General features: G+C 42.8%; 12 protein-coding genes. 5 read left to right on the top strand and 7 right to left on the bottom strand.

Annotated elements, in window-relative coordinates:
• Nucleotides 1–109: 109 nt before the first annotated feature.
• Nucleotides 110–1,012: a branched-chain amino acid transaminase gene (locus F3J22_RS27690; protein WP_167021224.1), complete on the bottom strand. Its 903-nt coding sequence runs from the start codon at nt 1,010–1,012 to the stop codon at nt 110–112.
• Nucleotides 1,013–1,670: 658 nt separating this feature from the next.
• On the opposite strand from F3J22_RS27690, the gene F3J22_RS27685 reads away from it, so the two are divergent.
• Nucleotides 1,671–3,161: a Fic family protein gene (locus F3J22_RS27685; protein ID WP_167021223.1), complete on the top strand. Its 1,491-nt coding sequence runs from the start codon at nt 1,671–1,673 to the stop codon at nt 3,159–3,161.
• Between the two features lie 69 nt (nt 3,162–3,230).
• Here the strand turns inward: F3J22_RS27685 and F3J22_RS27680 are convergent, their stop codons facing one another.
• Nucleotides 3,231–4,313, bottom strand: a complete 1,083-nt coding sequence (locus tag F3J22_RS27680; RefSeq protein WP_240155222.1) for a phosphotransferase enzyme family protein — start codon at nt 4,311–4,313, stop codon at nt 3,231–3,233.
• Nucleotides 4,313–5,215: a sugar phosphate nucleotidyltransferase gene (locus F3J22_RS27675; protein ID WP_167021222.1), complete on the bottom strand. Its 903-nt coding sequence runs from the start codon at nt 5,213–5,215 to the stop codon at nt 4,313–4,315. Before F3J22_RS27675 ends, F3J22_RS27680 begins: the two co-directional genes overlap by 1 nt.
• Before the next feature lie 131 nt (nt 5,216–5,346).
• Between F3J22_RS27675 and F3J22_RS27670 the strand changes: the two genes are divergently transcribed.
• The 3 genes from F3J22_RS27670 to F3J22_RS27660 all read left to right on the top strand — a co-directional run bounded on the left by F3J22_RS27670 (nt 5,347) and on the right by F3J22_RS27660 (nt 8,485).
• Nucleotides 5,347–6,687, top strand: a complete 1,341-nt coding sequence (locus tag F3J22_RS27670; RefSeq protein WP_167021221.1) for an alpha-L-fucosidase — start codon at nt 5,347–5,349, stop codon at nt 6,685–6,687.
• A gap of 96 nt (nt 6,688–6,783) precedes the next feature.
• On the top strand, nt 6,784–7,683 hold the full coding sequence (locus tag F3J22_RS27665) for a 1-aminocyclopropane-1-carboxylate deaminase/D-cysteine desulfhydrase (RefSeq protein WP_167021220.1): 900 nt from the start codon (nt 6,784–6,786) through the stop codon (nt 7,681–7,683).
• Nucleotides 7,684–7,750: 67 nt separating this feature from the next.
• Nucleotides 7,751–8,485, top strand: a complete 735-nt coding sequence (locus tag F3J22_RS27660) for a hypothetical protein (RefSeq protein WP_167021219.1) — start codon at nt 7,751–7,753, stop codon at nt 8,483–8,485.
• 70 nt (nt 8,486–8,555) lie between these two features.
• On the opposite strand, the gene F3J22_RS27655 is transcribed toward F3J22_RS27660, so the two are convergent.
• From F3J22_RS27655 to lipB, 4 genes are all read right to left on the bottom strand, one after another.
• A complete protein-coding gene (locus F3J22_RS27655; protein ID WP_167021218.1) occupies nt 8,556–9,131 on the bottom strand; it encodes a DUF6169 family protein in 576 nt (191 codons plus the stop codon).
• A 450-nt stretch (nt 9,132–9,581) separates the two neighbouring features.
• A complete protein-coding gene (locus F3J22_RS27650; RefSeq protein WP_167021217.1) occupies nt 9,582–9,881 on the bottom strand; it encodes a hypothetical protein in 300 nt (99 codons plus the stop codon).
• A gap of 10 nt (nt 9,882–9,891) precedes the next feature.
• Entirely contained in the window at nt 9,892–10,269 is a 378-nt protein-coding gene (locus F3J22_RS27645) for a hypothetical protein (RefSeq protein ID WP_167021216.1), read from the bottom strand.
• 233 nt (nt 10,270–10,502) lie between these two features.
• Nucleotides 10,503–11,201, bottom strand: a complete 699-nt coding sequence (gene lipB / locus F3J22_RS27640; RefSeq protein ID WP_167021215.1) for a lipoyl(octanoyl) transferase LipB — start codon at nt 11,199–11,201, stop codon at nt 10,503–10,505.
• A 66-nt stretch (nt 11,202–11,267) separates the two neighbouring features.
• On the opposite strand from lipB, the gene F3J22_RS27635 reads away from it, so the two are divergent.
• Nucleotides 11,268–12,362, top strand: coding sequence for an RluA family pseudouridine synthase (locus F3J22_RS27635; RefSeq protein WP_167021214.1), 1,095 nt, complete (start codon nt 11,268–11,270; stop codon nt 12,360–12,362).
• Nucleotides 12,363–12,497 lie beyond the last annotated feature (135 nt).

Raw genomic sequence — 12,497 nt, 5'->3', positions numbered from 1 at the left:
GGCAAAAAGTATGTAGTATAAAGCTAATTACATTGACTGAAGTACCCTTTCCGGTAATGGAGACGAATGATACTCCTGATACTTCATACTCAATGCCTTCTGTTGAAAATTATGCTAATTGAGCAGCGCGTTCGAATTCTTTTTCCAGCACTTTAGCTTTGTAAGCCTGTTGCAGTACTTTTCCGAGAGATTCAGCCCAAGGTTTACCGAAAGACTGGCCATCCAGGGAATCGAGCCCGATAACCTCTGCAGCGGTACCGCAGAACCATGCGGCGTCAGCTGTTTTCAGTTCTTCTATTGTAAAGAGTTTTTCTTCGAGCGGGATATTGAGTTCCTGGCAAAGTTCGATAACGGTGGCGCGGGTGATACCTGGGAGGATGCTGCCTAAAGGAGGAGTGAAAACTTTACCGTCTTTTTCAAAGAATACGTTGGCACCAGGTCCTTCTGCAACATAACCTGCCTGATCCAGCAGTAATCCTTCATCGTATCCTTTTTCTTTTGCTTCCTGAGAGGCGAGTATCGAGTTTACATACAAACCTGCTGATTTTGATTCGATTTTGAATGCTTTTGGATTTGGACGCTCGAAAGAGGAAGTCATTACTTTGAGCAGTTTTTCACCCAGGTAAGCTCCCCATTCCCAGGCGCATATCAGGATATGTGCTTCAGATGCGGCTTTGAGTGTCATGTTTGGCGGACAGAAAACCAGTGGTCTGATGTAGGCTTCTTCCATGTTGTTCGCTTCCAGCACCTTGTAGCTGGCTTCGATCAGCTCTTCATTGGTCCATTTGAAAGGGATGTGGATTAATTCGCAGGAGCGGCGAAGACGATCGAAGTGTTCTTTTGCTTTGAAGATCTTCACTTCACCTGAAGCTGTTTTGTAGGCGCGGATACCTTCGAATACGGCATATCCGTAGTGAAGTGACTGACCATACAGGTCGATAGTAGATTCGGCTGCTTTACGGTATTGACCGTCGATGTAAAGAATGGTGTTGTCGTTGTAATAGCTATACATAAAATTGAAATTATTATCTTCAAAAGCGGACAAAAAAAAAGCCTTCCTCTTTGCGGAGGAAGGCGTTATCTCAGTGTGTTATGTGCACGTGTACCTATCCTCCATACTGGTGGCTAATAATGACAACGACAATAATCACGACCTTCGTGATAGCCCAGTTGAGCTGTGCTACGATGTGATTAAGTTTAATATTGTCTTTATATATCCACATGGAGGATTACTGATATTTTTTTCTATCGATACAAAAGTATTTGCGAAAAAAATAAAAAACAACAAGGCTTCAAATATTTCGTCAAAAATTAATTGCTATAAGGGATTTTGAAAATATTCAAAAAAGAAGGTCTCCAGTTAGGCGATTTCTAAACAAATCACAAAATAGATAGACATATAGCAGGATATTTTTTGTGTAGAAATGACGGGAATTGGGGGTAATGGGAGATGTTTTACGGGGAAAACAGGAATATTATATCAAAGAATAAATGCAAAAAACGCTCATTGATTTTCGGTATTTGGAGGTATTTATATAAATGATCGTCTCCCATACATTATAATAATATGGTTTGCATTTTAAAAATTAAGCAATCATTTTACAGCATTACCTATACAAAAACAATCATTTTACAGCATAAATAATTAATTTACAGCAAAGAGAGATCAAATGATAGTACAACCAATAGGTTTTCAATGGATCAAAGAGCATTTTTGCTTAGATAGATATCAATTAACTCATGCTTCATTTATAGGTAGTCATGAACACCTGGAAGTCACTATCAATGGAAATATTGAGCAGACATATGGAATAAAATATGGACTATCCGAAAACTCAGTCTTGAAACACGTGGAATTTGGATTAAAGCATGATGATATTAATCTCGATTTTCTCAACGCAGTTTTTCAAAAAATCCCGGATATAGATGTAATTGAATTTATTAAGAATTCGCCAACTGGAAAATATTCCAGAAAAATTGGTTTTTTATATGAATTTCTGACCCAAAAGATATTATCAATAACTCCGCAAAGAGTGAATTATGTGGATCTATTGGACTCATCCAGATATGTTTGTGGTATTCCCATCAAAAACATACGCTGGAGCATAAATAACAATTTACTGGGGGTACCTGATTATTGCCCTATAGTACGAAAAACTAAAGCACTATCTTCTCTTATGCACATTAGTATAACGGAAAAGATAGCAGCACTTAATACAAATTTTTCTCATGATATTCTTTCCAGAGCAAACAACTTTTTATACAGGAAAGAAACCCGGTCATCCTATGAAATTGAGCATGAGAAGCCAACTACTGACAGGATAGAGCAATTTGTTGCTTTACTATCCCGCGCAGGCGAGGAGAAAACCGGAGAGCTATTGAAGGAACGTTTACTAACTAACCTTCAAAATGCAATAGTTGATAATCGCTTTGCGGCCATTGGGTTTAGAGACTTTCAGAACTATATCGGAGAAAATCTTCCCGGAGGAATTCCTTATGTGCATTATATCTGCCCACCGCCCGACATGATTCCGACCCTAATGAATGGACTTAATCAGATTGAGTACAGAACTGCTGGAATATCAGCTAATGTACGAGCAGCTATTCTAGCGTTTGGATTTGTATTTATTCATCCTTTCGAAGATGGCAATGGCCGTATTCATCGTTTTTTAATACACGATATTTTAGTACATGATGAGATCATTGCCCATGGACAGATTATACCAATATCTGCACATATGCTGGCACATAAACGGCAATACGATCGTATTCTGGAAAAATACTCTGCTCCACTTATGCAACGAATTAAATACGACATTGAAGAACAAGGGAAAATTACAATTACAAATGCACAGGAAGTGGAAGGTTACTTTCGTTATCCCGATCTTACTGACCAATGCGTCTATCTCTGCCAGGCATTATTGGATACAGTTTCTGAAGATATGTATAACGAATTAATGTTCCTCCAGCAATATGACTATGTGAAGAAAGCAATTCAATCAATAGTAGATATGCCTGACAGAATGATCAATGATATGATATTATTTCTGCATCAAAACAATGGCATCTTATCAAAAAATAAAAGAAGTCATTTTTCTAAACTTACGGACGAAGAAGTGGAGAAAATGCAGCAGGCATATCAAAACGTTTTCAAAAACTAACTTCAACAGAAAAGCCGCCTCTATTTTGTAGAGACGGCTTTCAATGATTTCATTTCTTTTGTTCACTTTCTAAACCTGTTCACTGACGTGCAGGCATTTGTCGATGATAGCCTGCAATACATCTTGTTTTTCGATCAATCGCTGTAGTAGTGTCAGCTGATTTTTAGCGCGATCAAAATTATGAGTTGGATACTTGATCGGGTAATACACATCTCCATTTAAGTAATCGGTCAGGAAGCGTATACCTTGCATGTAGATCATGAACTTTCCAGAGAAGAGCAGCTGCTCCTTTTCTACTTTGGTTAAAGTTCCGCCCATTTCTTCGAGGTATCCCTGCATGAGGGCTTCGAAATAGTCATCGCGGATAACGATAAGGCTGAAATCTTTTTCTTCTTCTGATACCGGGCAAACATAAGTTCTGATCATGTCGCCAAGGTCGGAGATAATTTTACCGGGCATCAGTGTATCCAGGTCGCAAACACATATACCTTCGAAAGTATCCTTATTCAGCAATACGTTATTGATTTTGGTATCGTGGTGCATCAGGTGGTCCCTGAATTCCGGGTTTGTTTTCAGCTGTTCATACGTCACTGCAATGTCTGAATAGCGGAGGAATTCTTCAATCATCTCTTCTGCTGCTGATTTCCTTTCTTCGTCGGCGTTGCGGATAGCTTCCTGAAAGGCGGCATAACGCAAGGTCAGATTGTGGAAATTCGGAATAGAGGCTTTAAACGGCTTCAGATCGATTCCCGAAAGGTAACTGGCCATCCGCCCGAACTGCCTGGCGGCTTCGTAAGCCTGCTTTGGGTTATCAGCCTGATCTACCGTTACTGAGTCGGCAATGAAGGGGATCATACGCCAGTATTCGTTGTCGATCACATAAAGCTCATCACCTGTTGTTGTGGGAATGGGCGTGATAAACAGATACCCCGGATGATTTGCGGCCAGATAATCTGCTGCCATTCTTTGGTTAGCGGCAATAATACCTGGTTCCCTGAATACATTCACATTGATTTTTTGCAGAACGTATTTGCTTCCATCGTCCTTCTTTTCCAGCAGAAAAGTGTTGTTGATGTGTCCAGATCCGAATCTTCGGACATTTAATCCTTCAGGCTCAAGTCCAAAAGCCTGAAGGATCATTTTGTTGGGCATTATTTCCATAAATTGTTGGGATATGCTCCTTTCGCAACCAGCTCAGACAGGCTCGCCTGTACGCCTGGTGCATCCTCTTTGTAGGTTACACCAAACCACTGAGAACTGGTAGGCAGCACTTTCACTTTCCCTTTATTACGACGGATAAACTCGTCGGCAACAATAGGAATAAAGAATTCTGCCTTTGGATTGCCGAGGTTTTTATCCAGGAATTCATTGAATAAATCCTGGCTCAGCTCGAACACACTAGGATCAAAGCCCCAGAAGTTCATAGAAACCGGTGTTTCCGGAGACAGCGGATGTTTGCTTCCATCTGCTTCTTCGTAAACGATCTGGCCATTATCAGTATAAATTTTTGTACGCTCGTTAATTGCTGACAGGAAACCTGCACCATCCACCGCACATACGCCGCGGGATACAGAGCCATGCTCAGAAATTGTTTTACCCAGCTCATAACCTACAACGCTGTAGATATCTGATTTGCATTCGCCATTCAGGAATGCCGCCATTTTTACAAATGAATCAGCGCCATAAAAGTCGTCTGCATTGATAACTGCAAACGGCTCATTGATCGCATTTTTGGCGCATAAAATCGCATGTGCAGTACCCCATGGCTTAGTTCTGTCGGCAGGTACCTGGTGGTCGCCAACAAAGGCATCCATTTCCTGGTAAACATAATCCGTAGCTACCCGACCTTTCAGCTTAGGTTCAAAGATTTCTTTAAACTCCGCTGCGAAATTCTCGCGGATGATAAATACAATCTTTCCAAAACCGGCGCGGATAGCGTCGTAAATAGAGTAATCGATGATAGTTTCACCGCTGGGGCCAAATTGCTGGATTTGCTTCAAACTGCCATAACGACTGGCCATACCGGCCGCCAAAATCAATAAAGTCGGTTGCATTTGTGAATATTAGTTTTATAATTTTCAATTATTTATCCTAAATAATCGGCGCTAAATTTAATCCTAAAAAACTATTTTCACAGTTTCTTTTTAAGTTTAAGAGATATTTTAGGACTAATTTAAACGGAACAATGAGAAGACTCTTCTTGCTAAGTGCCTGTGCCTTACAGCTTTTTACTGCAGCAAACGCACAACAGAAAACAAATCCAGCCGATATCCACAACAAAATGCAGTGGTTCGCAGACGCCAAACTCGGCATCTTTATCCACTGGGGTATCTATTCTGTCAACGGAATCGACGAATCATGGTCTTTCCACAACAAAAAAATAGCTTATCCTGATTATATGGCTCAGCTAAAAGGATTTACTGCTGATAAATATAATCCCCAGGAATGGGCAGACCTCATCAAGGAATCCGGCGCCAGATACGCTGTGATGACTACCAAACACCACGACGGTGTAGCCCTGTGGGATAGCAAATTAAGTAAACTCGATGTCGCAAACAGTACACCGGCAAAAAGAGATGTCCTCACCCCGTTCTATGCCGCTTTGCGCCGCGACAGCATCAAATGTGGTGCCTATTTTTCTTTAATAGACTGGTCTAACGTCAATTATCCTGGTTTCCTGAAAGATTCCAGCCGCTACGATATTAAAAAGGATCCCGCCAGATGGCAGAAATTCCTCCAGTTCTACGAAGGTCAGATGGCGGAAGTGATGAATAACTTCAACCCCGACCTCTGGTGGTTCGATGGCGACTGGGAACACAGTGCTGATGAGTGGGAAGCGCAGAAAATGCGCAACATGCTGTTGACACATAACCCCAACACCATCATCAACGGACGCCTGCAAGGCTATGGCGACTACGATACCCCGGAACAGAACTTCCCGGTTACCCGCCCGCACTACAACTGGTGGGAACTCTGCATGACCATCAACAACAACTGGGGATGGCAGCCACAGGATACCAACTGGAAAACACCCTACGAAATCATTACCATCTTCGTAGATGCTGTCAGCAATGGCGGTAACCTCCTCCTCGACATCGGCCCTAAAGCGGATGGTACCATCCCGGCAGAAGAAGTGAACGTGCTCAAAGAACTCGGCGCCTGGAACAAGAAAAACGGCGAAGCTGTATTCAACACCATCGGCGGTATCCCGCAAGGCCACTTCTATGGCCCTACCACCCTGTCTAAAGACTCCTCCACCCTTTACCTGTTCCTCCCGGCGAAAACCAGCGGCCAGGTAATGATAAAAGGCCTCGACAATAAAATCCAGGATGTCTCTGTTGTCGGCAACGGTACCAAACTTAGCCACAAAGTAGTAGGCAAAATCTCCTGGAGCCCTGTACCAGGACTCGTTTACATCGACGTACCTGAAGCAGTACAAGACAAATATGTCACCGTACTGAAAGTAAAACTGGACAAACCAGTAAAACTTTACCGCGGCAAAGGCGGGTTCCTGACCGGAGAATAATCAACAGCTTATCAAGCTAACTTTATAATACGGGCGCAATGGCATCTTTTTATGACCATTGCGCCCGTCTCTTTTTAATGCCTTATTTTCGCAGCCATGCCTGATTACAGCAAAATAACCATTGAGCCGGTACAGCCTTCCTGGCTTCCCTCCTCTGTTCACCTGGACATACTCCGGCTGGACAAGCTGCATATGGAGATCTCCGGCAATAAATGGTTTAAGCTGAAATACAATCTGCTGGCGGCAAAAGAGGCTGGCCAACAGACGATCATCACCTTTGGCGGGGCATTCTCCAATCATATTGCCGCTACCGCCGCCGCCTGCCGCGATGCGGGGCTTACCGCCGTTGGTATTATCCGTGGAGAAGAAATTAGTGCAGACACCAACGCCACCATGGCCATGGCAGCCGCCAACGGCATGGAACTGCGATTTATCAGCCGAAGCACCTACAGGGACATGCAACAGCCCGGCCATCCCCTGCACCAGCAACTGCTGCAGGAAGGCTATGTTATACCCGAAGGGGGGCATAATGCCGCCGGCGCAAAGGGTTGTGAAGAAATTCTGCAGCTATGTCCGGCCAGCAGCTATACCCACATTATCTGTGCCTGTGGTACCGGCACCACCGTAGCCGGTATTATCAATGCAGCTACGGCCGGACAGCATGTCATCGCCGTATCCGTGCTGAAAGGTGCATCCTACCTGGAAACAGAGATCCGGTCGCTGCTAAGGCAGGCACCTGCCGCCACCTGGGAACTGGACACCACCCATCACGGTGGAGGCTACGGTAAAATAAATGAGGACTTAATCACGTTCATGAATAAATTTTTCTTAGAAACTGGCATTCCTACAGACGTCATTTATACCGGAAAGACCTTGATGGCTTGTGCTGAATTACTCAACCAGCAATACTTTCCGGACAACAGCCGTATTTTAATGATACATACCGGCGGACTCCAGGGCAACCGCTCCCAACCTCCCGGACGTTTATCATTTTAAAAACAGTTCGTTATATTTGACGACTAGTGTATTTTTGCCAACTTATAAGAGATAGGGTATAACAAGTATGAAGCAGATCGTGCGATTTTCTGTTGCAATCGGGATATTTATTTTAACAGCTTTGAATGTAAGCGCGCAGGACGAATCAGGCATCAGATTGCCTGTACTACCAGAGTTTTCTGCGGTAATCAAAACCGGCAAAATATCGCTGGAATTTATTTCCGGCTTCCGCGACGTTAAAGAAATAGGGGTTCAGCGCTCGCTGGACAGCGTATTGAATTTTAATACCATCGGATATGTAAAAGATCCGAATCAGCAGCGAAACAATTACCAGGATAATAAACCATTGCCAGGTACCAACTACTATCGCCTGTTCATTCTCTTCAATAATGGCCGTTTCCTGTACAGTAAAACCATACTGGCACTGAGCGACAGCACCATCCGTGCCGACCAGAAGCTCCAGTATGCAGATATTAAGGACGCAGCCCGCGGCCTTCGTGGCAAAGAGCAGGAAAACAAGGAGCCGGAACGTATCGTATGGCACCCTTCCAATTTCGTATATACCACCGCCGATGGTAACGTGAACATCAAACTGCCGGATGCCCCTAAAAAGCACTACAGTATTAAGTTCTACGAAGCAGGTGGCACCTTCCTCTTTGAAATCGAGCATGTAAAACTCGCCTCTCTGATCCTGGAAAAAGCCATCTTCCTCCATGCCGGCTGGTTTAACTTCGAATTATTTGAAGAAGGGAAACTGAAAGAAAAATGGAACTTCTTTATTCCACTGAACTATAAGATGTAATTTTTTTTATATAGATAAAAAAGCGGTCGCTACTGAGTAGAGACCGCTTTTTTTGTGGGGTATCGTTGTGTTAATTTACGTGAAAGGGAAACTCACCATTGTCATTTGCATCCTGGTGCATGAACCACTCCTCATCATTGACGGGATACCAGATTTCCTCCGGGAAGCACCTCTCCAGGGTCCAGCGGAAAGCATCCTTATAATATGGCCCTGCAAGGTTATCCCTTCTCATAAAAATAGAAGCACAAAAATCGTCTAAATGATGTTTTTCATTTGTATCGGATTTTGTAAGTATTTTCCTTTGTGAATTAAACCACCTGTCAAATAAGCGAAATCTTGCCTTGGCGAGTTTATCCCTATTATCGCAAAGAAACACTACAGCTTCATCCGGGTTGTTTTCCAAATACCTCATGATAATTGAACCAATGGTTGGAAACACCCGCTCATCTTTGTAGTTGCATCCCATACCTCGGACATTTGGAGGTTCTCGTGAAAGAACGATTGTTTTACATTTCACTTCATTATCCACACAGTCATAAAGGTAATAATCGCTGAATGCCACTTTGTAAATCACCCCTGCAGTAGTACTGAAACTACATTCATCGTCACTTGTACATTCTACGGCGTATAACATCCATGGTTTCATATGGTGAAATTTTAAAGTTTAATTTTTCAAATTTGATATCTGTTAACGCTGATAACGGTATTCGATTTTCGACAGCGTGATGTATTCTGCGCTGATCCCACAACATTTGCTCAAATACGTTCATTTCTGAGCGTGGGCGCGGGAGAGGCATTGGTTCGGGGTGAGGTTTAACTTTTAAATTGTCCATAATGGGAGATTTATTTAAGGTTTAAAAACAATAATTATCCTTTTCTATTCTCCCCGAAATAACAAAAATTGTTATCATCTACCAGTTAATAACTTGTTAATACATAATATTTATAACATTGATTTTAAATTGATTATAACAATATCAGTTTGACACTCCAACTATCAGACTGCAACAAAAAAGGCCAGTCTCTACCGCGTAGAAACTGACCTTCCGGAAAAATATTATACTCGCTTTGTTGTTCCGGGAATAAGCTAAATAATTTATACTGCTTTCTCTAAATAGGCCCCATCTTTCCAATTCTTATGCTCATATAACCAATCTAATAATTTGCCCATAAATCCTAAACGGATAGCCAAACCTGTAGCATTTTCATAGGTTAATTCTCCAGCTTCAAGTTCTCTGAAAGTACAGGTTCTTTTAAATATTGCTTGCGGCCCTGCTAAAATAATATTTGTGGTTTTACCAATCTTAATAATACCATCCTTCTCTAGCTTACCACTAGCTTTAACACATGCTAAAATAAAGGCTGTTGATACAGTAGGATAATAAATATCTGCCATTTTGTTTAAATTATGCTGCCAGTTCTAATTTCAAATGAGGGTTTACGTAGTTTTCACCGGTTCTGAAAATGCTTTCTAAAACCGCATCAGCATCATTAATGCCGTATTCTAAATTATCATCCCCAGCAAGCTGCCATCCAAGCACCTGTAATTCTTTTTCAATGCCCTGACCAAATTTTTCAGCAATTACACAAAAAGAAATTATTGCTTCCTCAATTGCTTTTTCTGCATCATTTCCATCTTTTGCTATGGTTTCAATGCCTAGTAATGGGATGTTTACAGATAAATTCCCGAAATCATTCCATTTAGTCCAAATTGGCATACTGACAGATATGAAGGTAATTTTCCCTTCGCGCTTTGTTATTGTAATGTTAGCCTCGGTAGTCATTGTTATATTAAAAATTTAAATGCTAAATAGTGTAACTGGTTAATTATCCCGAAGTAACAAAAAACCAGTTTACACCACTGTTAATACAGCGTTAATACATAATATTTATAACATTGATTTTAAATTGATTATAACAATATCAGTTTGATACTCCAGCTATCAGACTGCAACAAAAAAGGTCAGTCTCTACACCGTAGAAACTGACCTTCCGGAAAAATATTACAACAAAAAATCTATATCATCTCTGCATCAAAAACGTCGCTAAAGTGCTTGATCAGCTTCGCTTTTACTTCGGCAATATCCACATCATGGCCTACTTCCTGGTTCAAAGCGGCCACCTGCTTATCCGCAATACCGCAAGGAACGATATTTCCAAAATAGGATAAAGGGGTATTAACATTCAAGGCAAAGCCGTGCATGGTTACCCAACGTGAGCAACGTACACCCATCGCACAGATCTTACGCGCTTTGGCCTTATCCTGCGGGTCCAGCCAAACGCCGGTTTCGCCGGGTGAGCGATCCCCTGTTACGCCATAATCACCAATGGTTCGGATGATGGTTTCTTCCAAAAACCGGAGATATTTGCCAATATCTGTAAAAAAATTCTCCAGATCAATAATCGGATAACCTACAATCTGACCTGGCCCATGAAAGGTAATATCGCCGCCACGGTTGGTATTGAAGAACCCAATACCCTCCTCTTCCAGCTGGTCTTTAGACAGCAGGAGGTTTTCCATATGTCCGCTTTTCCCGATCGTATATACAGGTGGGTGTTCTACAAAAAGGAGATAATTGGTGGTTGGCTTAGGGAAGATATCTACGGCAGTGGCTTTCTTTGCTACGTTTTCCTTCAGCAGCTGCTCCTGGAAGTCCCAGGCCTGCTGATAATCCATCTTCCCAAGGTCTCTGACTACAATCTGTTGCTTACTCATAGCTTTTGCCTTTAGTCCCTGGCTTTTAGCCCGCAAAGATACGTACCTTTGCAAAAATTTGAACTAATGGCTGAAGAATTGCTGGAACTGGAAGATGAGCTGGAAAACGGGGATGGCAGTGAGGAATTATATGAAAAGATCAATATGACTGTAGACAAGGGCCAGGACCCTGTCCGTATTGATAAATTCCTTACCGCCCGTATCGAAGGCGCCACCCGCAATAAAATACAACAGGCCCTTGATGGCGAAATGGTACTGGTAAACGATAAACCGGTAAAGTCGAATTATAAAATCCGACCACTGGACCGTATTGTCGTTTTTTCCAATAAAAACCCGGAAAGCACCGAACTTATACCGGAAGAGCTTCCTTTAAATATTGTGTATGAAGATGAGGATGTTATGGTCATCGATAAGCCTGCGGGCCTGGTGGTACATCCTGGTTGCGGCAACCGCAACGGTACGCTGGTAAATGGTCTCGCATGGTACCTGGGCGACAAAACCCAGCCTGTAGAGCCTGAGCTGCCACGTTTCGGACTGGTACACCGTATCGATAAAAATACCAGCGGTCTGCTCGTGATTGCCAAGTCAGACAAGGCCATGAGCGACCTGGCGAAGCAATTCTTCGATCATACCGTACACCGTCGCTATATCGCCCTTGTATGGGGTGATTTTAAGGAAGATGAAGGTACCGTGGTAGCACACGTAGGCCGTCACCAGCGCCTCCGCAAAATCATGGACGCCTACCCTGACGGTGAATATGGTAAAGAAGCAATCACACATTACCGCGTCCTGGAAAGATTCAATTATGTAACCATGGTGGAATGCCGACTCGAAACCGGCCGCACCCACCAGATCAGGGTACATATGCAACATATTGGCCACTCCCTCTTTAATGATGACACCTACGGTGGCGACCGTATCGTAAAAGGTACCGTATTTGCCAAGTATAAGCAATTTGTGGAAAACTGCTTCGAGATCATGCCAAGACATGCACTGCACGCACAGCAGCTCGGATTTATCCATCCGCGTACCCGCAAGCAGATGTATTTCGAAAGTCCGATGCCATCAGACTTTACCACTGTCCTCGAAAAATGGAAGCGATATACCACCGCAAGGCCACTGGAAGATAAAGGCGAGCCGGGGGCTAAATGGGAAGAGTAATCCTAACTTAATTATTTATAATATTAGCGGGAGTTCCGAATAATCGGAACTCCCGCTTTATTTTTACCCACCGAATCCTTTACCAGCAAGGAAAAAACAAGGTCGGCAGCTTCGCTGCCGACCTTGTTTTTTCCG

The sequence above is a fragment of the Chitinophaga sp. Cy-1792 genome (genome assembly GCF_011752935.1).
In the GTDB taxonomy this organism is placed as follows: domain Bacteria; phylum Bacteroidota; class Bacteroidia; order Chitinophagales; family Chitinophagaceae; genus Chitinophaga.
The sequence above is the reverse complement of the archived record's forward strand: the minus strand, read 5'-3'. Positions and strand labels throughout refer to the sequence as shown.

What these genes read in the sequence shown, in the direction of transcription:
- F3J22_RS27645 (WP_167021216.1), bottom strand. Translation starts at nt 10,269, where the DNA reads ATGACTACCGAGGCTAACATTACAATAACAAAGCGCGAAGGGAAAATT.
- lipB (WP_167021215.1), bottom strand. Translation starts at nt 11,201, where the DNA reads ATGAGTAAGCAACAGATTGTAGTCAGAGACCTTGGGAAGATGGATTAT.
- F3J22_RS27685 (WP_167021223.1), top strand. Translation starts at nt 1,671, where the DNA reads ATGATAGTACAACCAATAGGTTTTCAATGGATCAAAGAGCATTTTTGC.
- F3J22_RS27675 (WP_167021222.1), bottom strand. Translation starts at nt 5,215, where the DNA reads ATGCAACCGACTTTATTGATTTTGGCGGCCGGTATGGCCAGTCGTTAT.
- F3J22_RS27635 (WP_167021214.1), top strand. Translation starts at nt 11,268, where the DNA reads ATGGCTGAAGAATTGCTGGAACTGGAAGATGAGCTGGAAAACGGGGAT.
- F3J22_RS27690 (WP_167021224.1), bottom strand. Translation starts at nt 1,012, where the DNA reads ATGTATAGCTATTACAACGACAACACCATTCTTTACATCGACGGTCAA.
- F3J22_RS27670 (WP_167021221.1), top strand. Translation starts at nt 5,347, where the DNA reads ATGAGAAGACTCTTCTTGCTAAGTGCCTGTGCCTTACAGCTTTTTACT.
- F3J22_RS27665 (WP_167021220.1), top strand. Translation starts at nt 6,784, where the DNA reads ATGCCTGATTACAGCAAAATAACCATTGAGCCGGTACAGCCTTCCTGG.
- F3J22_RS27660 (WP_167021219.1), top strand. Translation starts at nt 7,751, where the DNA reads ATGAAGCAGATCGTGCGATTTTCTGTTGCAATCGGGATATTTATTTTA.
- F3J22_RS27680 (WP_240155222.1), bottom strand. Translation starts at nt 4,313, where the DNA reads ATGCCCAACAAAATGATCCTTCAGGCTTTTGGACTTGAGCCTGAAGGA.
- F3J22_RS27655 (WP_167021218.1), bottom strand. Translation starts at nt 9,131, where the DNA reads ATGAAACCATGGATGTTATACGCCGTAGAATGTACAAGTGACGATGAA.
- F3J22_RS27650 (WP_167021217.1), bottom strand. Translation starts at nt 9,881, where the DNA reads ATGGCAGATATTTATTATCCTACTGTATCAACAGCCTTTATTTTAGCA.